Here is a 22,471-nt window from a genome sequence, read left to right as displayed (position 1 = left end):
CCGGTAGGGTGATTGTCAGACTATTGCACGCGAGACCGGAAACATGTTCCCGAGGGCGCAAACATGGGCGCGAGACCGGAAACATGGTCATGAAATGCCACACATATGCCGGTGGACCTTAAACATAAATATCCCTTACCACTCCACTGTTGGTGTGATAAGGGATGTTTTTTGGCTTCTGCTTTGACTATTACCAACAAACAGTTGATGAGTTGGAATGTCATGATGATTTCTATTTCCTAGTGATTGCCAAGTCACCGGCTGCTTTAATTTTAACCCGTGTTGCATCTCCCGGCAAATAGGCTAATGGTACACTTTCGATATCGACGATTTCTACTTTCTTGCTGTCGGCACCCGCCTTGATGGTTTCGCTAATGGCGAGCTTTTTTGCCTTATTTAGGATTTCTTCTCTATTCTCTTGGCTGAGGGCGTATATTTTTTCAATTTCTCCACTGATTTGTGAGATAGCGGAACCAATGGCATTTGCTACGTCGCCGTTTTCCGGCTTATATACCTCGGATGCGCCTTTAAGGTTATCCGGGAATAGAATACTTCCGCCTCCCACTAAAGCAACCGGCATATCGTTAGCACTTGTTTTTATTCGATCAATCGATTCTTCCACCATTTCCACCATATGTTGATAAATGGCAGTTAATCGTCCTTTATCCAAATGCTTCACATTATCCGGGTTTCCCAGCGTTACTTTTCCCAGTGCTACAGCAACATCCGTCGCTGTAAGCGTAGCGCCGCCAAATACCAGCGCTTCCTCCTGGATTCGGTGTCCGACACTGTCAGGACCTACTTTGAATTGGTCTCCTTCGAGATGAATAATCGTGCCGCCGCCCAGGCCAATGGAACTGATATCCGGCATACGAAAATTGGTCCGGACGCCGCCAAGCTCAACCGCTATGGAAGACTGTCTTGGAAAACCCTTTGTCAACACCCCAATGTCGGTCGTTGTACCGCCAACATCAACAATTATGGCATCTTTATTATCTGATAAGAACGAAGCACCGCGTAAACTGTTGGTTGGTCCGCACGCCACGGTTAAGATCGGATATTTCAAGGTATAATCTTTGGACATGAGCGTGCCATCATTTTGACAGAAGAAAACTTTTGCATTGATATCTTTTGCCTTTAATGCTTTCTCAAACCCTTCAGCAGTCTTTTGGGCAACATTGATGATCGATGCGTTCAAGATGGTGGCATTTTCACGCTCAAGTAACCCTATACTTCCTACTTCACTGGAAAGCGAAACCGAGGTGTCATCGCCTAATATTTCCTTTAAAATTTCCCCGGTTCGCGTTTCATGATGTTTACTTACTGGTGAAAAAATGGACGTGACAGCAACAGAATCTACGTCACCTTTTATTTCTTCAGCGATTGAATGAATTTTACGTTCATTTAAAGGCGACATTTCATCCCCATTAAACTCGTGACCGCCTTCTACCATATACGTATAATTTCCGAGAATGGCTTTTAAATCTTCTGGAACCCCGGCAAGTGGTTTAATAGCAGTTCCTGCAGGAGCACCGATGCGAATCACCGCGACTTTATTCAAATTTTTTCTTTCCACAATCGCATTGGTGCACTGAGTCGTGCCAAGCATTGCAAACTCAATATCTCCAACGTTTACATGCGCGTTGGTAACAAGCTGATCGATCGTGTTGTAAATCCCTGTTTCGACATCAGCTGTTGTTGGGGTTTTTAAAGAATGCACGACATTCATATTGTTGTCTAACAGGACCCCGTCTGTATTTGTACCACCGACGTCAATGCCTAACCGTAATGTCATGGTTTACTCCCCCTGTCTCTCATGTAATGTTTCGACTGGTATAAAATCGTAATCATAGCCAAAGTAGCGTGGGCCGGCAACGTCAATGCCTTTTTCCGTACGCCATTTGTTATCAGCAGCTATACCAATAACGGTTGCTCTGGCCCCATATCTTAACCCTTCCGTTGTTATTGGGAGGGCGGTTTCGGTATCGAGTACACAAATTAGATCAGGTGTCATGCACAGGATTTCCTGCTCTGTTTTAATGAATAGATTTTCATTTTGAAATTCTAAATAGGCGTAATTATCTTTATAGTAATCCAGTCCTTCAATCGTTGCCATTCCGCGTACGAATCCGCCATCTGTTTTTCGGTCAATGTCTGTGACTTTTCCTGAGAAAAGTTTCAATCCGCCTAACAACTCTAACACTTCGTCTATTGGATTTTTCTTATCCGATTTTGCCTCTTTGATAGTACGACCGATTTTTTCTTCTAATGTTAAGGTGCGATAAATGCTTGAATCCTTTACTTGTTTGCCATTCATTGGGTAGATGGCATTCATGATGGAGCCGCCCATTTCCATCGTTGCAGACCGGGCAATTTTTTCAGCCCACTTCCCGTTGACGGTATTTAATACGGCACTGTTTCCTTTTTCGTCAGCTAAAACCATTGGTGTTGTGCTGACACCATTTAAATAGAAAGTGACCATCTGCAATTCCGGAAAAGCCCTGCCCATTCCATCCCCATCCACAATAGGTAATCCGGTGCTTGCAGCGAGTGCGATGGGCAAAAGTGAATTGACGCCACCGGCCTCAATAGGCATCGTCGCCTTGATTTGTTTGTTTAAAACGTTCTCTAAGGAGCGAAAGGCGTGAAGAGCTTCATCACCACTCGGGATTTTTTCTACCATAACCGTTGGTGCCCCCATCATGGCGGACGGGACAATAACATCGTCGTCTTCAATTTCGGTTATATCCAGTACGTTGACCGGACCATGTTCTTCTATTGCCTGAAGGGCCATCATTTTACCGACAAATGGGTCTCCTCCGCCGCCGGTGCCTAATAAAGCGGCACCGACTGCTATATTTTCAATTTCTTCTTTTCCAATTCGTTTCATGCTGCATCCCCCTTAACGGTTAATGTTTCGTTTTTATACTTGAATCCTATAATCAGCTGGATTATAAAAGCAGCCAGAAAGGAGTCGATTCCTGGTGCACCTGTAATGGTAAATAACCCAAAACCGGTTGGATTCGGCGTTGTTATAAATGCCACTATCGATGCTATAAACCAGGTCAATAGACTTTGAACCCGCATGTTCGGGATATGCTGAATATTATCAAATTTATATTCCCGGTGTTTAAAGATAAAATCAGCAGTGTAAATACCACCAATTGGCGGAATAAGAACACTCAGTACATTTAAAAACGGAATGAAATGATCATAGATACCTGATATAGCAAAAGTGGTTCCGATAATACCAGCAATGATTGTCAGGATATATTTTGGAACCTTTTTAAAAATAACGGAAAAACCTAATGCTGATGAATAGATATTCGTATTATTCGTTGTCCATTGAGCAAGTATCAGAACAAGCATGCCACCAGTGCCCCATCCTATGCCGATCATGATAGCAACAACATCAACTTCACTTGTTGCTTTTGCCAGTACGGCTGCAATGATTAATACAACACAGTAAGCTGCAAAATAACTAAGAAAAGCTGAAATGGCAGCATCCTTTGCTGATTTGGCATACCTCGAAATATCCGGACCTATAATCGCGCCAACGGACAGTGAGCCAATCACAGAGGAGATCCCCATACCTACTGTTAGCGGATTTGACGTCAATGCCATATGATTCAGTTCTTCAAATGAAAAGCTTTTGCTTATCATATAAACGGAGCCAATTAATAATATAGCAAGCAAAGGCACAGCAATCGTACTGAGTTTCTCGATTGCCCGATAGCCAATGCATGCGGTGAGCGTCATAAGTGCACCACCAATGATCATGAGGATGCCGGGAGCGATATTCAAGCCAAACACATCCATTATCACTTTATTTAAACTTGACCCGAATAAATCCAGCTGAACACCAAACCAGCCAAATAGAGATATGGCAATAATCACGGATACGGCCATTGAACCATATCTTCCCAGGGCAAACGATGATATCAATGCTGTTGATAAACCTGTTTTTGCCCCGACAATACAGCAAAGTGCACTCAGGAGCGATAAAAGAAATGTGCCGATAAATGAAGCGATGATGGCATCCGTTAAATTCATTCCGCTGCCCAATGCTCCCCCGAGAGCTGTTGCCGATAAAGCGACAATCCCCGCTATCCATACTAAGGTTTGTTTGAACCAGCCCTGTCTTTTGTCTTCAGGGACCGGGTCCAATTCATAATCTTCAATTAATTTATGTTGATGTCTATGATCCATCTTTCTCACTCCCTATGGTTTGACTTAAGAATTGATTCATTAAATGAGTGGCTTGTTGCAGATTCTTGTCGATCGTTTCCTGATCATAAATGACAATTCCCCAAAACAGACCATTTCCAATGAAAATAAAATAATCAATGATTGCTTTGATTTCTGTATGATCTAAATCCGGATAACTGAGGTGAATGACTTGCGTTAAATGGTCAACAAGCCAGTCATCATATTCATCGAAGTGCTCACGGACTTCTTTTTTTATATCTGGTATAGGCGAATTAACCATCTTAATATAAGCTTTGGTTTCTTTTTCATTTTGCGTATGGTGAGAAACAATTATTTTAAATAATTCAGAAAATAAAGTGTTTATGTTACCTGATTCGTAATGTTCATATGCTGCTTTTATGTTTGCAAAATGGTGACGAAGAATGCACCGGACTACATGAATAAAAAGTTCCTGTTTATTGGGAAAAAAATAATAAATGGAGGCCGGCTTAATACCGACCTTCTCCGCAATTTTTCGCATTGAAGTCCCTTGATATCCATATTCTGCAAAGTTCTCAATGGTTGCCTCGATAATTTTGTCACGTGTCATACTTTTCTCCTAACGAATGTTTGTTAGGTAAAAATATTAGCATTATTTTTTATTGTCGTCAATATTTTTAGAAAAATTATTTTATGATTAGTCGGATTTCGGGCGTTTCCATTATGGTGTTAGACCGTTCTGTTTTTAATGGTCATCCACTGAGTATATTTGACACATCGGAGTTTTTGGCATAACTTAAAAGGGACATGCCCAAAAAAAATAAGGAGTGATTGGCTAACTTATGCAACGAATTATTCGTGTTTTAAGTGTCATGTTAATTTTAATGTCATGTGTTTCTCTGGCCGCATGTGCCAACAATGAAGAAAGTGAATCTAGTGATGATACCGGTAAAGAACTGGGGGATAAAGCTGTCACGTTAGCCTCCGATACATATGTTTCCAATATCGGAGCAACGTATGTGGTGAAGCAGTTACTTGAAGAAGTCGGGTATAATGTGACAGTTAAAGAAACCGATGTCGGTATTGAATTTTCCGGGCTTGCAAGCGGGTCGTCTGATGCCTCAGTTGGTTTATGGCTACCGGGCACGCATGCCAGCTACTGGGAAGAATATAAGGACAAGCTTGACAAGATGAGCATGGTTACAGAAGAGGTCGAACTTGCACTGACTGTACCATCTTATATGGAGGATATTAATTCCATCGAGGATTTAGCTAATAATAAAAATAATATAGGCAAGAAATTAGATTGGGATATTACCGGAATCAGTCCCGGAGCGGGTATGATGGAGCTAACGAAAGGAAAAGTCATGCCTGCTTACGGTTTGGATAAAAATTGGAAGCTGCAGTCCAGCTCGGGTCCTGCAATGGCGGCTGAGCTGAAAAGTGCTATCGATAAAAAAGAGCCAATTGTAGTTACACTATGGACACCGCATTGGACTTTCAATGAATTTGACTTAAAGATGCTGGAGGATCCCAAAAACAAATATGGAAAACCTGATAATGTTTACGGCGTATCCCGAAAAGGATTTAAAGAAGATTCACCACTTGCCTATAAAATTATCGACCAATTTAACTGGACGAAAAAACAAAATCAGGATGTTATGTACAGCATCCAGTCCGGCATGTCGAATGAAGATGCAGCGAAAGAATTTCTTGAAAACAATCCGGATTTCAAAGAAAAAATGCTTGAAGGTGTAGAAACAAAATAGAATAGGGGAAACAAGAAGGGGGAGGCATCATTATCTGCCTCCCCATGTGCTTTATAGCCCTTACGGATAATAACGGCAATCGGTATGCGGTTGTTTCATTGTCATCTTACCTTTTCACTGGAAGTACATCCTGAACCCAATAATAACCAGCAGCACGGACAGCATTTGCATAACCACTCTTCCTGAGAGACGCTGTGAGACTACTACACCTATATTGGCGCCAACAATGATACCGGCGCCCCCGAAAACAACAGCCATCCAGTTAATATTGCCGTAATAGATTTGCGACATAACCCCTACTGTGGAATAAAGGCAAAGTGATAGAATTGATGTTGCGGCTGCCTTGTGTGTGGACACTTTAAATAAATACACAAGAATTGGAACTAGGAGCCATCCGCCGCCGATTCCTAAATAACTGGATAAGACTCCCATTAGCAGTCCGAGCGGGATCAACCACTTATTATTTAGTGTTGCTGGTTTGTTATTGTCAGAGCTTGCTTTTCGCTTGCCAAAGGGGGAATTTTTGCTGAATAGAAACAGACCAAGCCCGACCAGGATCGTTGCAAAGATAACGTAAAAGTACTGGGACGAGTATACCCGCAAAAGCCATACACCAAGCAAAGCTCCCGGGAAAGCACTGATCCCGATAGTAAGGGCGATATGATAATCAATTCTTCTCTGTCTGGCATACCCGATGACACCAGTAAGGGAATTAATCAAGACGATAACCAGACCTGACCCAGCGGCGATTACAGGGTCCATATTCAATAAAATAAGCAAAGCCGGAACAAAAATAAAACCGCCGCCGGCTCCAACAATCGTTCCATATCCTCCTGCAATGACTCCGATTGCAAGAAGCATTATTCCAGTCCATATATCCATTCAAATTGTCTCCCTTTAGCCTATATGCCTCTGTTATTGTCTCATGATGTATGGAAGACATAAAATCAGATTATCTTATTCCCCATAATAAAAATGAATGAACACCCGTTTTGTTATGATAAAATGATAAGCAGACGTAAGGAAATTAAAAGAAACAACACGGGTGCTATAGTGGGGAGGTGGTATGGAGTGAATGTTGAAAACTTTCTGATGTTTTGCCGGGTGGTCGAGGAAGGGAGCATTACCAAAGCAGCCGGACTTGGCTATGTGTCGCAGCCGGCGGTTACAAGACAGATTCGCCAGCTGGAGGACAGCTATGGAACCAATTTGTTCGATAGGGAGGAAGGAACATTACAGTTAACAGAAGCTGGTGCACTCCTCTATCCATACGCGAAGGAATTCCTGGCCATTTACAGAGAAACGCATGAACGAATTCAAGAGCACCTTGGGAAACAGGAAATGGCCTTGCATGTCGGGGCTAGTTTGACAATTGGCGAATACTTGCTACCTGGTCTGATTGGTCAGTTTAAAAAGCTTTACCCCTCAGTTCAGTTTAATTTATCAATCGGAAACACACCCTTGATGCTCGCAAAGCTGGAAAAGAATGATATTGACATTGCATTAGTTGAAGGTGTTGTTTCGGAGGAGGCATATAAAAAGCAGAAGTTTGCAGATGATGAATTAATCTTAGTGACTGCTTACAACCATCGATGGGGAAAACGGGGCAGCATTCAGTTAAGTGACATCCCGGAGGAGAAGATGATATGGCGAGAAAAGGAATCGGGTACACGACAGATTGTAGAAGAATCATTACAAAAAAACCATGTACTGGAAAAAATGGAAAATGCCATGGAGCTTGGCAGTATGCAAGCCATAAAAAGTGCTGTGGAAGCAGGTCTCGGTACAAGTATCCTGCCAAAACTGACTATTCAAAAAGAATTACAATACAAAGTACTGCGTGAAATTCCCGTTGAGGGTTTTGATTTGATACGGGATTTTTGGATGGTTCAGAAAAAGAGGCGGTATGAGAAGGAAATCGTCATGGATTTTGAATCATTTTTGCTGCCATAGTTTGATAAGCGCATATGGATGACGTGTATATTTATTATCAGTCATTCAAAATTCAAATCAAAGGGGAAATTTCTATGAATGAGAAACCATATCATAAGGCTTGCTGTACGGCTAGCAGGGGCAGCGTCGTAAAAGGTGTGCCGGAAAGTGCTCAAAACCCGAATATAGAGAAAGCAAATGGCAAGCCGTTTGGAGAGAAAATGGTTTATTTGCCCGGCGGTGAGTTTTTACTGGGCACAGAGGACATGGACGGATTTCCGGCAGATAAAGAAGGGCCTGTTGAAAACGTAACGGTCAAACCTTTTTATATTGATCAAACAGCAGTCACTAACCGTGAATTCAAGCAATTTATCGAGGAGACCGGCTACGAAACAGATGCCGAAAAATATGGCTGGTCCTTTGTGTTTTATAAATTTTTATCTGACAAACAATTAAAAAAATCCCAGCAACTGCCAGGGACACCATGGTGGTTCGCTGTTGAGGAAGCTTATTGGTATCAACCTGAAGGGAAAGGCTCTGATATTAAAACACGCATGGAACATCCGGTCATCCATGTCTCATGGAATGATGCGAAGGCTTTTTGCAAATGGGCCGACAAACGACTCCCGTTGGAGAAAGAATGGGAATTTGCTGCAAGAGGCGGCCTTGAACAGAAAAAGTATGCCTGGGGAGATGTGTTGCACCCAAATGGGAAGCATTACTGTAATATCTGGCAAGGTGACTTTCCCAGGACAAACACGAAGGAAGACGGTTATTTGGGAACAGCGCCGGCTGATTCTTTCCCTCCAAACGGCTATGGGCTATACAATACAGCTGGAAACGTGTGGGAATGGTGTTCTGATTGGTTTGATAAATCTATGAATCTGTCACCTAAGGTCGGATTGCAAACACCCAAAGCAATGCGCGGCGGATCTTATCTATGTCATTATTCTTATTGTAACCGTTACCGGGTTGCGGCAAGAAGCTCCAATACAATGGACAGTTCGACAGGAAATCTGGGCTTTCGATGTGTGAGGGATGTTTAATATGCGTGATCCTATCGCAAACATGGGCGCGAACCCGGAATATGTTCCCGAGAGCGCAAACATGGGCGCGAGACCGGAAACATGTTCCCGAGGGCGCAAACATGGGCGCGAAAACAGAAACATGTTCCCGAGATCGCAAATATGGGCGCGAGAACGGAGCCTTCTCTTTCTTCTCAAAGTCCTTCTCACAGATTGGACTTATCCGTTCGGCTGTTTTGGTGTGAAGGGAATAAACCCGGCACCACTCCAAAACGCATCACTGAACTTTCTTCTTTTTTCGCATTTTTTTCCGATAAGTGGTCGGAGCTGTTGATGTTTCCCTTTTGAACGCTTGCGAAAAGAACGAATGGGAAGAGAAACCATTGATATCAGAAATCTCCGCAATTGAATAATCGGTTGTTTCGAGGAGCGTTTTGGCTTCCTTGATGCGAATATGGTTCAAGTATTCAATAGGTGATACGCCCATTTCCTTTTTAAAGGCATGTGCCAAGTAGTATTTATTGATATGCCCTGCATTGGCAAGCACGTCAAGCGTTATATCACGGCGAAAGTTTTGGTCAATATAGTGTTTAACAAACGCTGTTGTCTTGTTCAGCGTCTTCTTCGGGCTGGTCTTTTCAATTGTAAATTGCCGTTCACGCCATAATTTAATAATCAAAATCTCAATAATGTTATGACAAATGACATCATACTCATCCGCGTTATGCTGTGCTTCATCCAGTAATTTGTTCAGGTAAAAGAGAATGTCGCTTCGTTCTCCGCGGTATGTGTACAGCCCAACGGTTTCCGCTTGGTCGCTGGGGAGCCAAAAAGATAACCCTTCTATCCCCAGAGCAATATATTCCAGTGAGTCCTGCTCATTGGAACGCTCTGTATGTTCGATATGCGGGTTGATGATGACAAGGTCGTTTTCTGTTACTGGCATATCATATTCAGGCAGGACGAATGCGCCTTTACCTTTTACAATGTAAAATAATTCCGTGAAGTGATGCGTGTGTGAGGTGCTGTGCCAACCTTTATCATATTCAGAATGTGTTACATACAACAGTTTAAACGGCAACTTTTCCGCCAATCGACCGTTCATTTTATATAATTCGTATGACATAGCCACCTCTCCCGTCAACTGGAATGATTATACAATAATTTTATCGGTCTGAGCTAAAAAAAGCAATATATCTATAAGACTAGATAAATGAGAAAATAGCCATAAATGCGCCATATCACGAATCAGGAATTCAGCAATCCCAAAAAAATGGATTGTGATCGGATTTTATTTTAAAGAAAGCAATATACCTAAAATTAAGAACAATATATCTATTGTGAAAGCGCTTCATGCCCATGTACAATTTACCTGTAGTCAATAAACTTAAGGGGGACAACCCATATGAAGTGGAAACAATTAATGTTCATCGGATTCATTGTGCTGTTAACGCTAGGACTTGTGGCCTGCAGCGACAACAGTGGAAAAGGTGACGGCGGAGAATCGAAAGCCTCGGGTGACGGCGAGGTTACCTTGAAGCTGGCCGCGCTGGAGTCTGCTTATGGCAGTGAGATGTGGCAAAACATCATTGACGATTATGAAGCCTCACATGAAAATGTCACGATAGAATTAACGATTGAAAAAAACCTTGAAGAGGTCATCAGACCGAACATGCAGGCGGGGGATTATCCGGATGTCCTGCTGCTGGCGACCGGTCGTGAAGAGGGCTTGACTGAAACGATGATTAAAGAAGATGGCCTGGAGAATATTTCGGATGTACTTGATATGCAAGTTCCAGGGGAAGACGTTACGGTGAAAGAGAAAATGCTTGATGGGTTTGCTGATACACTGGCAACCAATCCATACGGTGACGGTGATATGTACATGGCTCCCATGTTCTACAGCCCATCCGGTTTGTTCTACAATTCAAACTTGATGGATGAAAAAGGCTGGGATGTTCCTGAAACCTGGAATGAGATGTGGAAACTTGGCGATAAGACTTCCGATGCGGATGTTTCGTTGTTCACTTATCCAATCTCCGGTTATTTCGATACACTGGCAAGTTCGATGCTCTTTGCTTCCGGCGGACCGGACTTTTTCCAAAAAGTTATGACATACGAAGAAGGCATCTGGGAAACGAAGGAAGCAGAACGCGTTTTGAATACGATTAAAGAACTGGGCAACTATACGCATCCTAATACGGTGGCTAATGCCAATCCAAAAGACTTCACTAAAAACCAGCAACTGATCCTGGATAATGAGGCGTTATTTATGCCAAACGGCACGTGGGTTGTCGGCGAAATGGAAGAAGCACCGCGAGCTGACAGCTTTGAATGGGGCATGACTGCTGTGCCTGCGTTTGAAGACGGTCAAGGTGATCGGTACGCCTTCACTTTCTTTGAGCAGATGTGGATTCCGACTCAGGCTGAAAACAAAGAAGCAGCAAAAGAGTTCATCGCATATATGTACTCAGATGAAGCCGCCAATACCTTCTTGGAAGCTGGAGCGGTACAGCCCATTAAGGGAATGACAGATAAGCTGGAAGGGCAAAAGAAAAAGTTCTATAGCATTTATGATGAAGGTGTGCTGCCGGCAATGGGCACATTTGCCTCAACTAATCCAGTGCCTGGAGCAAATATAAGCGAGGCGCTGTATGGCAATATTGATAATGTTATAAGTGGCGAAATGTCAGTCAGTAAGTGGCAAAAAGAACTACAGAAAGTCAGTGACAAATTGAGACCTGAAATGAAATAAAAACAGGCTCAGAAATACCCGAAACAAAACAGCGGGTCTCTCCAATTGGCTCGCCGTTTTGTTTGGTAGGGTATTATCAGCCGGACGGATTTTTACTTCTTGGAGAGGTGAGCGAGTTGAGCAAAAAGAAATCCAGGGCTTTATTCATTTTCATATGTATATCACCTGCAATTCTGCTATTTACCGTGTTTATGGTGGTACCGACGATTGAAGTATTCCGAATGTCTCTCTATCGTTGGGGAGGTCTTTCCGGTTCAAAGCAATTTGTGGGATTCGACAATTTTAAAATCTTATGGAACGACACGGACTTTATCCAGTCATTTCAGAATTCTGTTTTGCTGATTGTTCTGGTTGCTATTATCACGTTGTTTTTTGCTGTATTCTTTGCGGCGATTTTAACGCGGGAGAATATTATGGGAAACAATATGTTCCGGATTGTATTTTACATACCGAATATCCTCTCAATCGTTGTTATCGCCGGGATATTTTCCGCAGTGTATGATCCCGAAGACGGTTTATTGAACAGCATTTTCGGTCTTTTAAGTCTGGATAGCTGGGAACAAATGTGGCTGGGCAATCACGACATTGTCATTTACAGTGTCGCAGGAGCGCTAGTCTGGCAGGCAATCGGGTACTACATGGTCATGTACATGTCCAGTATGGCCAGCGTACCGGCGAGTTTTTATGAGGCTGCCTCACTGGAAGGTGCAGGGAAAATCAAACAATTCACTGCCATTACACTCCCGCTTATATGGAATAATATCCGCACAACGCTCGCGTTTTACATCATCAGTACGATTAATCTTAGCTTTTTGCTGGTTAAGGCGATGACAGGTGGTGGCCCGGGTGGTACAACGGAAGTTTTCCTCTCGTATATGTATAAACAGGCTTATGGCAATTCGACCTACGGATATGGAATGGCTATCGGGGTTGTTGTGTTCACCTTTTCGTTTTTACTGGCCGCCATTATCAGCCGTATAACCAAACGAGATGTGCTGGAGTATTAGGGAGGAATAGTTTATGAAAAAAACGAAACGGATCAGTACTGACAAACTGTTTAAATCATTTATATATGTCGCGCTTATTGGACTGGCCATTTCTATTATTATCCCGGTTGCCTGGGTATTTATGGCTTCCCTCAAGGAAAACAGTGAATTCTATGGTAATCCTTGGGCGCTGCCGGACGGCTTTTATATCCAAAACTTTGTCGAAGCTTTTATCGAAGCAAATATGGGACAGTATCTACTGAACTCTGTAATGGTGACGGCGCTTGCGCTTCTGTTTCTGCTGGTAGTCGCATTGCCGGCAGCGTATGTTTTGTCACGGTTTCGATTTTTTGCCAGTGGTCTTTTGAATGTATTCGTCAAAGCCGGTCTGTTTATTAATGTCAGTTATATCGCCGTCCCCATCTTCTTGCTTTTGCTTGGCTGGGATACACAATTAAGAGCATTGATGGGTGAAGATTTTTTCTTAAACAACCGGGTGATGCTTGCATTGATCTACGCATCAACGGCGTTACCGTTTACGATTTTTCTGCTTTCGAGTTATTTCGAGACATTGCCATCAGATTTTGAGGAAGCCGCCAACATCGATGGTGCCGGGTACTTTCGGACAATGTTCTCAGTTATGCTGCCGATGGCAAAGCCAAGCATTATCATTGTTGTTTTGTTTAACTTTTTATTGTTCTGGAATGAATATATTTTGGCACTCACTATCATGCCCGGAGATAACAAAACCCTGCCGGTCGGGCTTTTGAACCTGATGGCGGCCGAACGGGCAGCAGTCAATTACGGCCCGATGTATGCCGGGATGGTGATTGTTATGCTGCCAACCTTAATCTTATATATGATTGTCCAAAAACGTTTAACTGAAGGAATGACTGTAGGTGGAGTGAAAGGATAGGTGACCGTGATGAAGAAGACAACAGGAAGGGTAACCCTGCCAATTGAGGAAAACTTTTTAAAGGAAACAAAGGAATTGATGGAACGCTGGGGAGCTGATGCCCTGCGCGACAGTGATGGAACAACAATGGAAGAGGAGATGAAGCGACTTAATGCCAAAATCTATACAACTTATTTCGTAGCGCGCGGTCGTAATGCGTTTGCTGAACAGCACCCGGAGGAAATGCAGCAGCTCTATCTCATGTCCACGTACCATACAGCTGTCGATACCGAACTGGAGGTTGATTTTCTCCAAGGTTATTTCACCGAACAGATCGAGCCTGATTATCGGCATGATCCTAAAAAATGGTGGGAGGTAATCGACCGGACGACAGGTAAAATCATTGAATCGTCTAATTGGGAGCTTAATCAAGATCATGATCGGCTGCTAGTTCATGATGCAACACCTTGGCACGAATATACGGTATCCTTTTTAGCTTATATGAAATGGGATCCGACACAAATGTATAATCACATCACAAATGATTGGGGAGACAAACCGCATGATATTCCATTCGACGCGCGTCAGCCGCACTCCAATCAGTTTGTCAAAGACTATTTACAAGATTGGCTGAAAGAAAATCCGGATACCGATGTGGTTCGTTTTACCACGTTTTTCTACCATTTCACTTTGATTTTCAACAATCTGGGCCAAGAAAAATTTGTGGACTGGTTTGGATATGGAGCCAGTGTATCAGTTGCCGCCCTGAAAGCATTCGAACAGGAAAAAGGCTACCGGCTGCGTCCTGAAGATATAGTGGACCAAGGTTATTACAATACGGCATTCCGTGTTCCGTCCAAAGCATATTTGGACTATATTGATTTTATTCAGAAGTTTGTCGCCCGCGAAGTAAAAAAACTGGTCGATATCGTACATGAAAGTGATAAGGAAGCGATGATGTTTTTGGGAGATAACTGGATAGGCACCGAACCCTATGGCACGTATTTTAAAGAAATGGGAATGGATGCGGTGGTCGGAAGTGTTGGTGATGGAACAACGCTCCGTCTGATTTCAGACATCCCGAATGTTACTTATACGGAGGGCCGGTTTTTACCATACTTCTTCCCTGATACCTTTTATGAAGGAAACGATCCGGTCATCGAAGCAAATGAAAATTGGCTGACTGCGAGAAGGGCGCTCATGCGCAAGCCGCTGGACCGAATAGGCTATGGCGGTTATCCGAGCCTGCCGTATAAATTTCCTCAGTTTATCGATTATGTCGAAAAAGTGACGGATGAATTCCGTGAAATTTACAGTGAAATCAAAGATACGAAACCATATAGCGGTATCAAAGTCGCCATTTTGAATGCTTGGGGGAAACTCAGGACATGGCAAACGCATATTGTTGCCCATGGTAAGTCATACAAACAAACGTACTCCTATTATGGCATTGTTGAGGCCTTGAGTGGTGCAGCCGCTGACGTTACGTTTATCAGTTTTGATGATGTTATCGAATATGGTGTGCCGAACGATGTGGACGTTATCATTAATGCCGGTGATGCAGGCACCGCTTTTTCCGGCGGCATCAGGTGGAAGGATGAAAGGCTCGTATCTGCTATCAGGGAATGGGTATACCATGGCGGCGGATTTATTGGAATTGGTGAACCATCTGCTATCCATCATCAAGGACGTTATTTTCAATTGGCAAATGTGCTCGGTGTTGATAAAGAGCTGGGCTACAGTTTGTCGACTAATAAATATGTTACCGAAACCTTAGATCATCATTTTATCACTGAAGACGTGACCACATATGATTTCGGTGAAGGAAGCAAATATGTCTATGCGCTCAGTGATGAAACGGATATTATCGAATACAGTGATGGCAGCATTCGTTTGTCCACGGCACCTTTTGGCAAAGGAAATGGCGTTTATATGGCAGGCCTGCCGTACAGTCACGAAAATACCCGCTTGTTAATGCGGGCCATGTTTCATGCAGCCGGTAAAGAAGAAGCGTTTAACAAATGGCATGCTTCAAATATACACTGTGAAGTTCATGCTTACCCGGAAATCGGAAAATATGTCGTCATGAATAATTCAAGCAGTCGTCAGGAAACAGATGTTTATGATGGAAGTGGCAGTGTGCACAGAATGACGCTGGAACCGAGTGAATTTATATGGGAGGAGATACGGGATGAAGGATAGAGTATTCCGTGTATTGAAAATTGTCTTCTTTCTTGTTTGCATGTTTTTGATTGTTTATGGACAGCGGACGGTCGGCAAAATGTATTTGCTCATGCAATTAATTGGCCTCGCTGGCTTGCTGTTTTTGCTTTGGAACTATAATCGTAAATTTGTATGAATCAAAGACAGGGTCTGTGTGAATCGCGCAGATTAAATAGCTGTTTATATAATTGATGGAAAATCAGAGGGGGAGAGTGTCTATGAAGTATGCCATTGGGTTGGATATTGGGGGGACAAAAATTGCAAGCGGGATCGTAAACCAGACAGGTGACATCATTCAGCGGGAGGTTGTTGATAGTGATCCATCCAACAGGGAAAGCATGTTTTCACAAGTTGAAGCATGTATCGAGCAACTGCTTGATCACTCCAGTATCCCTATGCACGATATTTATGGCATTGGTGCAGGTGTTCCGGGAAAAGTTGATCTAAAAAATGGTATTGCCATCTTTCAGAATAACCTTCCGTGGCGTGAATTCCCCTTAGCTGAACGCATCAAGAAAACGTTCGGAACAGAACGGGTCATTGTCGATAATGACGTGTATATGGCCGCTTTTGCCGAATGGAAAGAAGCCCAGCTCCTCCGGGAAGAGTTGTTTGTTTATATGACTGTCAGCACCGGTATTTCAGGTGCGATTATCCAAGCGGGTGAATTTATCCGTGGAGCCGGTTTTGCCGGAGAAGTGGGGATGATTCCGGTCAATTCCGACTTTCATGATGAGACACTCGGACGGCTGGAGTATGTTGCTTCTGGTCCCGCGCTTGAAAAGCATGCCAATATCGCTTATGGAAAAAGTGATATGACGGCAAAGCAAGTATTCGAAGCGTTTTATACCGGTGACCCAACAGCCCAATCACTTATTGATGACATGGCTTATGCTTTAGCTCAGGGGATATATGTTTTCAGCAGCCTGCTGGATCCTCACAAAATGGTTTTTGGAGGCAGTGTCATTTTCAATAATCCAAAACTTCTAGCGATGATAAAGGCTAAATTGGATAATTGGCTTATTGATGAACAAAAACACATATTGAACAACGTGGAAATAAGTCATATGGGAAATGAGCAGGGGATTATCGGAGCAGGGCACAGGATCTTGGCTCATGAATTCGAACAAAGCGCTGGACAGCTTATAAATCGGTCACTTTAATGGGAGAGATTCCAAATGAAACCAAATGTTCTTTTGATCATGGTGGATCAGATGCGGGCGGACTGTATAAGTATGCTGAATCATCCGGTTGTGGATACGCCTAATCTGGATCAATTAGCACGGGATGGTGCCTTGTTTCAGAATGCCTATTCAGCTACACCTTCATGTGTACCGGCGCGGGCATCTGCTATGACCGGCATGTCACAGACCGCGACAGGTCGCACTGGCTATCAGGATGAGGTTCCCTGGAAATATGAGCATACGGTAGCCGGTGAATTTTCCGGTGCCGGCTACCATACGCAAAGCGTAGGGAAAATGCATGTTTATCCGACACGCCATTTATGCGGATTTCATAATGTTGTGCTGCACGATGGCTATATGCATTACAATCGACTTAAACATCAGACGACAACGATGGCATCACAGGAACAAACCGATGATTATGTGCAATGGCTGCGCGAGAAATATGGAGCTGATGCGGATTTACTTGATTCCGGACTTGATTGTAATGCGTCAACTGTTGCCAGACCTTGGCATTTGCCGGAGTCGTTGCACCCCACCAACTGGGTGACGACTCAATCTATTGATTTTCTGCGCCGTCGTGATCCGTCCAAACCATTTTTTCTGAACATGTCGTTTGTCCGGCCACATCCGCCTTTGGACCCGCCACAGGCTTTTTATGATATGTATAAGGACGTGGAATTGCCGGATCCGCCAGTGGGTGACTGGGCAATGAGAGAGGATGATTCAAAATCCGGGCTGAATCCGGTAACAGCTGAAGGAGTCGTTCCCAAACAGCGCTATCATCGTGCTCAGGCTGCATATTACGCTTTAATCACGCACATCGATCACCAAATCGGACGCTTTTTACAAGTGATGCAGGAATATGGCGTTTATCGGGATACCATCATACTGTTTGCTTCAGATCACGGCGAACTGCTCGGGGATCATCATCTTTATCGCAAGTCACTGCCTTATGAAGGAAGTGCGAAAGTACCGTTTATTCTGGCTGACCCGGGTAATCACCTCAATATACAAAAGAATACGCCGGTTGATAGCGTGGTGGAAATGCGCGATATCATGCCAACTCTCCTGGATGCAGCCGGTATCAGTATACCCGGATCGGTTGAGGGTAAGAGTGTTGTGCCATTGTGCAGGGGTGAAACCGGTTTAATCTGGCGGGATTATATTCATGGAGAACACGAATTTGGCAAGACATCCTATCATTATATTACAGATGGGAACGAAAAATATATTTGGTTCTCACAAACAGGTGTGGAGCAATTTTTTGATTTGCTGGACGATCCGGAAGAAAAACGGAATCTCGCCGGGATTAGTGATTACAGTGATCGCGTGCGCCATAGGCGGGACCAGCTTATCAAAGAACTAACCGGCCGTGATGAAGGGTATACGGACGGTGAATCATTGATAATCGGTAAACCGGCCAAAGCAGTTCAGGATAACCTGTTGTGAGACGAAACAAATTAGGCGCGCGGTTATATTTTCTAATGGTACAAGATAACCGGGAACAGTCCTTACTCTGTTCCCGGTTATCTCTATTTTACTGTCAATAATCTATTCCCAACCTCAATTTCCTTCTGGCTGACAGGATTAATCGTGTCATAGGCGTCAGAATTTGTAATGACAATCGGTGATGTTATATCGTATCCTTTATTTGTGATGGCATCGATATCAAATGTGCATAAAAGCTGGCCGGTTTCAACATCTTCATCTTTTGCCACGTTCAGTTCAAATACGTTTTCTTTAATGTCAACTGTATCCAATCCAATATGCAGCAATATTTCCATTCCGGTTCCGGTTGTTATGCCAATAGCGTGTCCTGTGGGGAAAACGGTAGTCACTTTGCCATTGGCAGGTGCATATAATTTACCATTACGTGGATAAATGGCAATTCCTTTGCCAACAGCTTCCGTTGCAAACACTTCATCATTTAATTCGCTTAACGGACGTAATTCGCCGGCTAACGGACTGCTTAAATGCGTTTCCTCTTGCTGTGCTGGCTTTTTAGAATCCGGCTTTTCCATTTCACTCGTACTTTCGCCATAAAGTTTATGAACCATTTCTTCTTTGTAACCAAACAGATAAGTCAGGACAAATCCACCAGCATAAGAAATGAGAAGTCCGATAATATACAACAAATATTTATTGTCCGCGATCAATGGAATTAGGACAACACCGGATGGCCCGACAGTGATAGCACCTACTTTGAACAGTGATAAGAACGCGCCGCCGAAGCCAGCACCGAGACAAGCCGTGATAAACGGACGCCCAAGCGGCAGACTGACACCATAAATAAGCGGTTCTCCGATGCCGAGAAATCCAACAGGCAAAACACTTGCGACCGTATTTTTCAGGCGTTTATTTTTGGCTTTGATATAAATGGCAATCATAGCACCAACTTGTCCGCCGCCTGCCATAGCAAGAATAGGAAGCAGTGTTGTTGAGCCGAATTTATCTATCAGCTCAAGATGCACAGGAATTAATCCTTGATGCATGCCAACGGTTACCAACGGCAGGAATGTTGCTGCCAGCACGTACCCGCCAATGATGCCGCCTGCTTGGAGCATAACATCAACAAGGAACCATGTAATGCCATCCATGAGCAAGCCTGCGAGCGGCTGGATAACCACAATCGTCACAATTGACCCGATCATAACCGTGATTAATGGCGTCAGAACAAGATCCAGGCTGTCTGCCATACGTTTGCGGGTGAATTTTTCAATTTGTGTGAATAGATAAGCGGCAACAATAACCCCCAACAGACCTCCAAGGCCTGAACTGAGTTGCAGCGTTAATCCAAATAAATTTAAAGAACCTACATCACCCAGCACGGGTGCGTAAATCAAGAGACCTGCAATCCCGCCGAGAACCATCGTACCTCCGAATTCTCTTGCGGTATTAATACCGACAAACACACCAAGCGATCCGAACAAGAGATTACCGATGGCCTTCAGCAGCATATACCAGTCTGTTTCAAGAACAGCCGGGTCGAGTATGCCTGCGTCAGGGTTGGCCAAGTTCGTAATCAGATTGGCGATTCCAAGCATTAAACCTGATGCGACAAGCCCTGGAACAATTGGAACGAAAATATTACCGATATGCCTGAATAATTGTTGGAACATCGATGTCTGCTTCGCCTTATAGGCTGCCTTTGTGTCGGACGCCATATCAAATTCGCTGTCGTCACCTTCATCCTCTACATCAACGTCAATTGCCGTGTTTTCGTGTATTTCGTTGGCGACCTTGGTTACTTTGCCGGGGCCAAGCACGATCTGAATAGTTCCCTGATCAAGTACGCTCAGAACGCCTTCTAATTGTTTGATTGCTTCCAGGTCAACATTGCTGCGTGATTTGAGATCAATCCGCAGCCTTGTTATACAATTGGTAAGGTTGGTTATGTTGGCCTCACCGCCAAGATTCTCAACAATTGTTTGCGCCAATTTTTGATTATTCATTTGTTTCACCGTCCTTGTTGTTTGCTATTCTAATGGCTTCACGTACGAATCCATCAGCCTTTTCAAGATAATGTTTGGCTGTATCATAATGGCATTGCCGTTTAATCATGATAATCGCTATCTTTGGATTCTGATGCGATTTTTCCAAATAAGCTGAAGATGTATCGTAGTCAACTTGTGCAGCGAGTGAAATAATATTTTTGGCTCGTTCGATAAGCTTTTGATTTGTTAATTGGACATCTACCATCAGGTTTTTATACACTTTTCCAATTCCAACCATAGCACTTGTTGAAATCATATTAGCAATGAGTTTTTGAGCGGTCCCTGCTTTTAAGCGCGTTGAGCCTGTTAAAACTTCGGGTCCGACTTCTACTTCAATCGGGATATCTGCATACCGACTGATTCGGGTACTTTTATTACAGCTGACCGACGCTGTGTGTGCACCAATACGGCCGCTGTATTCCAATCCGCCTATGACATAAGGGGTCCGTCCGCTTGCAGCCAGTCCGATGACTGTATCCTTTTCATTTAAATTCAAATTTTTCAAGTCGGATACAGCCAATTCAGGATCATCTTCAGCACCCTCAACCGCTTTCATGATAGCATTTTGTCCACCGGCGATAAGTCCTTGAACTTTCTCAGGATATGTTCCAAATGTCGGCGGGCATTCCACTGCATCAAGAATCCCCAGCCGTCCGCTTGTACCGGCTCCAATATAAATGAGTCTGCCACCCTTGGTAAATGAATCAATAACGGCTGAAGCGGCTTTATCGATGTGATTTATTTGTTCATTAACGGCGTCTGGAACGCTTTTATCTTCCTGATTCATCACACGTAATATGTCATGAGTGCTCATTTCATCCAAATTCATCGTCTTATCATTACGTTTTTCTGTTGTTTTTGCTGATTTTTCGGCCACTTCCGGTATCCTCCCTCTGACTTTGCTGTATGATGTCATACGTTTGGTTTAAATGGGCCAGTGAACGGTCGTAATCTTCATATGCGCATGCAGTATAGAGCATGTCAATCACATTTAATGAGGCAATCCGCGATGACATGGCAGCACTCCTGAATTCATCTTCTTGAGCGGCAACAAATAATACAGCATCCGCTATCTCACTCAAATCGGAATCTGCATATTTCGTAATCGCGATCACTTTTGCACCTTTTGACTGTGCAATTTTGACACAATCAATGATTTGCTGTGTTTCTCCTGAATAGGAGATGGCCACGACTACATCCTCTTCATTTAGATTAACCGCCGATACTTTTTGCATATGAAAATCACTGTAAGCTGTACAGGCTTTATTGATGCGCATGAACTTTTGTATCGCATCATAAGCAATCAAAAAACTGGAACCAACCCCGTAAAAATCAATTTTCTTCGCGTTGATCAAATATTCATACGCTGTTTCGAATTGGTCTTTTTGCACTAATTGCAGCGAACTGTACAATGATTGAATATTTGTATTGGTGATGACCGACATCATTTTATCGATGGAATCGCCGGGCGATAATGTTTCTTGTTCCAGGTCGTGTAAGTTGATAACGGCCAGATCGCCGGATAACTTTAATTTAAATTCCTTAAATCCGTTGTAGCCAAGTGATTGACAATAGCGCATAACGGCAGAAGGACTGGCATAACAGGCATTCGCAAGTTGATTGACGGTCATTGAAACAGCCTTTTCCGGGTTTTCCAAAATATAAGCCGCCACAGCACCTTCTGAGGGTTTAACATAGTTAAGTGATTCCCTTATTTTGTAAAGAACACCTTCCAGTTAGAACACCTCCAAACCAATATGAGATAGCGTTTTCATATTTATCGTATCTTTCATGAAATAAAAAATCAATTTATATTTAAAATGTGGTATAAAATTTCAGATTTTGAAATATGCAATAGGGAGGACGTAAACATCGAGGGTTTAAAAAGGAGCCTGAATTATTCATAGCTTCACGTCATATCCTTCAGTGATTCCGTTATGACGGCACTTTTGAGCATTGATACTGATCACCCAAAAAGTGAAATTGAAATAAATGAAAAAGAGCCCAACCTTTGGTA

The 22,471-nt window shown here is 43.3% G+C and carries 19 protein-coding genes; 10 read left to right on the top strand and 9 right to left on the bottom strand.

Annotation, left to right across the window (positions count from 1 at the left end; genetic code table 11):
* Positions 1-232 precede the first annotated feature (232 nt).
* The 4 genes from IEW67_RS10495 to IEW67_RS10480 are packed head-to-tail and all read right to left on the bottom strand — an operon-like array spanning position 233 to position 4,798.
* On the bottom strand, positions 233-1,795 hold the full coding sequence (locus tag IEW67_RS10495; protein WP_188633027.1) for a hydantoinase/oxoprolinase N-terminal domain-containing protein: 1,563 nt from the start codon (positions 1,793-1,795) through the stop codon (positions 233-235).
* Between the two features lie 3 nt (positions 1,796-1,798).
* Positions 1,799-2,890: an S-methyl thiohydantoin desulfurase family protein gene (locus IEW67_RS10490; protein ID WP_188633026.1), complete on the bottom strand. Its 1,092-nt coding sequence runs from the start codon at positions 2,888-2,890 to the stop codon at positions 1,799-1,801.
* The gene (locus tag IEW67_RS10485) at positions 2,887-4,209 is read right to left on the bottom strand and encodes a purine-cytosine permease family protein (RefSeq protein WP_188633025.1); all 1,323 of its coding nucleotides are present in this window, start codon (positions 4,207-4,209) and stop codon (positions 2,887-2,889) included. The genes IEW67_RS10490 and IEW67_RS10485 overlap by 4 nt, the downstream gene beginning before the upstream one ends.
* A complete protein-coding gene (locus IEW67_RS10480) occupies positions 4,199-4,798 on the bottom strand; it encodes a TetR/AcrR family transcriptional regulator (RefSeq protein ID WP_188633024.1) in 600 nt (199 codons plus the stop codon). Before IEW67_RS10480 ends, IEW67_RS10485 begins: the two co-directional genes overlap by 11 nt.
* Positions 4,799-5,030: 232 nt before the next feature.
* Here IEW67_RS10480 and IEW67_RS10475 point away from each other — a divergent pair, with 232 nt between their 5' ends.
* Entirely contained in the window at positions 5,031-5,957 is a 927-nt protein-coding gene (locus IEW67_RS10475; protein WP_188633023.1) for a glycine betaine ABC transporter substrate-binding protein, read from the top strand.
* A gap of 114 nt (positions 5,958-6,071) precedes the next feature.
* Here IEW67_RS10475 and IEW67_RS10470 read toward each other — a convergent pair whose 3' ends face one another.
* Positions 6,072-6,839, bottom strand: a complete 768-nt coding sequence (locus tag IEW67_RS10470) for a sulfite exporter TauE/SafE family protein (RefSeq protein WP_188633022.1) — start codon at positions 6,837-6,839, stop codon at positions 6,072-6,074.
* Between the two features lie 189 nt (positions 6,840-7,028).
* Here IEW67_RS10470 and IEW67_RS10465 point away from each other — a divergent pair, with 189 nt between their 5' ends.
* Together IEW67_RS10465 and IEW67_RS10460 are read left to right on the top strand one after the other, a co-directional pair.
* Complete coding sequence (locus IEW67_RS10465; RefSeq protein WP_188633021.1) at positions 7,029-7,910, top strand: LysR family transcriptional regulator; 882 nt, start codon at positions 7,029-7,031, stop codon at positions 7,908-7,910.
* Positions 7,911-7,984: 74 nt separating this feature from the next.
* The gene (locus tag IEW67_RS10460) at positions 7,985-8,935 is read left to right on the top strand and encodes a formylglycine-generating enzyme family protein (RefSeq protein ID WP_188633020.1); all 951 of its coding nucleotides are present in this window, start codon (positions 7,985-7,987) and stop codon (positions 8,933-8,935) included.
* 256 nt (positions 8,936-9,191) lie between these two features.
* On the opposite strand, the gene IEW67_RS10455 is transcribed toward IEW67_RS10460, so the two are convergent.
* The gene (locus tag IEW67_RS10455; protein WP_188633019.1) at positions 9,192-10,040 is read right to left on the bottom strand and encodes a helix-turn-helix transcriptional regulator; all 849 of its coding nucleotides are present in this window, start codon (positions 10,038-10,040) and stop codon (positions 9,192-9,194) included.
* Positions 10,041-10,319: 279 nt separating this feature from the next.
* Between IEW67_RS10455 and IEW67_RS10450 the strand changes: the two genes are divergently transcribed.
* From IEW67_RS10450 to IEW67_RS10420, 7 genes are all read left to right on the top strand, one after another.
* Positions 10,320-11,669 (top strand): carbohydrate ABC transporter substrate-binding protein, encoded by a 1,350-nt coding sequence (locus IEW67_RS10450; protein ID WP_188633018.1) that lies wholly within the window; start codon positions 10,320-10,322, stop codon positions 11,667-11,669.
* 116 nt (positions 11,670-11,785) lie between these two features.
* Positions 11,786-12,676, top strand: a complete 891-nt coding sequence (locus IEW67_RS10445) for a carbohydrate ABC transporter permease (RefSeq protein WP_188633017.1) — start codon at positions 11,786-11,788, stop codon at positions 12,674-12,676.
* Between the two features lie 13 nt (positions 12,677-12,689).
* Positions 12,690-13,571, top strand: a complete 882-nt coding sequence (locus IEW67_RS10440) for a carbohydrate ABC transporter permease (protein WP_188633016.1) — start codon at positions 12,690-12,692, stop codon at positions 13,569-13,571.
* 9 nt (positions 13,572-13,580) lie between these two features.
* Positions 13,581-15,752 carry a 1,3-beta-galactosyl-N-acetylhexosamine phosphorylase gene (gnpA, locus tag IEW67_RS10435; RefSeq protein WP_188633015.1) on the top strand — a complete coding sequence of 724 codons (2,172 nt, stop codon included), beginning with the start codon at positions 13,581-13,583 and terminating at the stop codon, positions 15,750-15,752.
* Positions 15,742-15,909 (top strand): DUF6903 family protein, encoded by a 168-nt coding sequence (locus IEW67_RS10430; RefSeq protein WP_188633014.1) that lies wholly within the window; start codon positions 15,742-15,744, stop codon positions 15,907-15,909. Before gnpA ends, IEW67_RS10430 begins: the two co-directional genes overlap by 11 nt.
* Positions 15,910-15,991: 82 nt before the next feature.
* Positions 15,992-16,936 (top strand): ROK family protein, encoded by a 945-nt coding sequence (locus IEW67_RS10425; RefSeq protein WP_188633013.1) that lies wholly within the window; start codon positions 15,992-15,994, stop codon positions 16,934-16,936.
* Positions 16,937-16,951: 15 nt separating this feature from the next.
* Entirely contained in the window at positions 16,952-18,409 is a 1,458-nt protein-coding gene (locus tag IEW67_RS10420; protein WP_188633012.1) for an arylsulfatase, read from the top strand.
* A gap of 83 nt (positions 18,410-18,492) precedes the next feature.
* Here IEW67_RS10420 and IEW67_RS10415 read toward each other — a convergent pair whose 3' ends face one another.
* From IEW67_RS10415 to IEW67_RS10405, 3 genes are read right to left on the bottom strand one after another with little or no spacing between them, the layout of a single operon-like run.
* Positions 18,493-20,412, bottom strand: a complete 1,920-nt coding sequence (locus tag IEW67_RS10415) for a glucose PTS transporter subunit IIA (protein ID WP_188633011.1) — start codon at positions 20,410-20,412, stop codon at positions 18,493-18,495.
* Positions 20,405-21,283, bottom strand: coding sequence for an N-acetylmuramic acid 6-phosphate etherase (murQ, locus tag IEW67_RS10410; protein WP_373288517.1), 879 nt, complete (start codon positions 21,281-21,283; stop codon positions 20,405-20,407). The genes IEW67_RS10415 and murQ overlap by 8 nt, the downstream gene beginning before the upstream one ends.
* A gap of 10 nt (positions 21,284-21,293) precedes the next feature.
* Entirely contained in the window at positions 21,294-22,190 is an 897-nt protein-coding gene (locus tag IEW67_RS10405; protein ID WP_188633035.1) for a MurR/RpiR family transcriptional regulator, read from the bottom strand.
* Positions 22,191-22,471 lie beyond the last annotated feature (281 nt).

The organism is Lentibacillus kapialis (assembly GCF_014646635.1).
GTDB classification, from domain to species: domain Bacteria; phylum Bacillota; class Bacilli; order Bacillales; family Amphibacillaceae; genus Lentibacillus; species Lentibacillus kapialis.
Note: the sequence above shows the minus strand (reverse complement) of the source record. Positions and strands in the feature narration are given on the sequence as shown.

Excerpts from the sequence above, each read along its gene's own strand:
- IEW67_RS10430 (WP_188633014.1), top strand. The coding sequence starts at position 15,742 with ATGAAGGATAGAGTATTCCGTGTATTGAAAATTGTCTTCTTTCTTGTT.
- IEW67_RS10455 (WP_188633019.1), bottom strand. The coding sequence starts at position 10,040 with ATGTCATACGAATTATATAAAATGAACGGTCGATTGGCGGAAAAGTTG.
- IEW67_RS10460 (WP_188633020.1), top strand. The coding sequence starts at position 7,985 with ATGAATGAGAAACCATATCATAAGGCTTGCTGTACGGCTAGCAGGGGC.
- IEW67_RS10420 (WP_188633012.1), top strand. The coding sequence starts at position 16,952 with ATGAAACCAAATGTTCTTTTGATCATGGTGGATCAGATGCGGGCGGAC.
- IEW67_RS10450 (WP_188633018.1), top strand. The coding sequence starts at position 10,320 with ATGAAGTGGAAACAATTAATGTTCATCGGATTCATTGTGCTGTTAACG.
- IEW67_RS10480 (WP_188633024.1), bottom strand. The coding sequence starts at position 4,798 with ATGACACGTGACAAAATTATCGAGGCAACCATTGAGAACTTTGCAGAA.
- IEW67_RS10485 (WP_188633025.1), bottom strand. The coding sequence starts at position 4,209 with ATGGATCATAGACATCAACATAAATTAATTGAAGATTATGAATTGGAC.
- IEW67_RS10440 (WP_188633016.1), top strand. The coding sequence starts at position 12,690 with ATGAAAAAAACGAAACGGATCAGTACTGACAAACTGTTTAAATCATTT.
- IEW67_RS10495 (WP_188633027.1), bottom strand. The coding sequence starts at position 1,795 with ATGACATTACGGTTAGGCATTGACGTCGGTGGTACAAATACAGACGGG.
- murQ (WP_373288517.1), bottom strand. The coding sequence starts at position 21,283 with ATGAATTTGGATGAAATGAGCACTCATGACATATTACGTGTGATGAAT.
- IEW67_RS10490 (WP_188633026.1), bottom strand. The coding sequence starts at position 2,890 with ATGAAACGAATTGGAAAAGAAGAAATTGAAAATATAGCAGTCGGTGCC.
- IEW67_RS10425 (WP_188633013.1), top strand. The coding sequence starts at position 15,992 with ATGAAGTATGCCATTGGGTTGGATATTGGGGGGACAAAAATTGCAAGC.
- IEW67_RS10415 (WP_188633011.1), bottom strand. The coding sequence starts at position 20,412 with ATGAATAATCAAAAATTGGCGCAAACAATTGTTGAGAATCTTGGCGGT.
- IEW67_RS10475 (WP_188633023.1), top strand. The coding sequence starts at position 5,031 with ATGCAACGAATTATTCGTGTTTTAAGTGTCATGTTAATTTTAATGTCA.
- IEW67_RS10470 (WP_188633022.1), bottom strand. The coding sequence starts at position 6,839 with ATGGATATATGGACTGGAATAATGCTTCTTGCAATCGGAGTCATTGCA.
- gnpA (WP_188633015.1), top strand. The coding sequence starts at position 13,581 with ATGAAGAAGACAACAGGAAGGGTAACCCTGCCAATTGAGGAAAACTTT.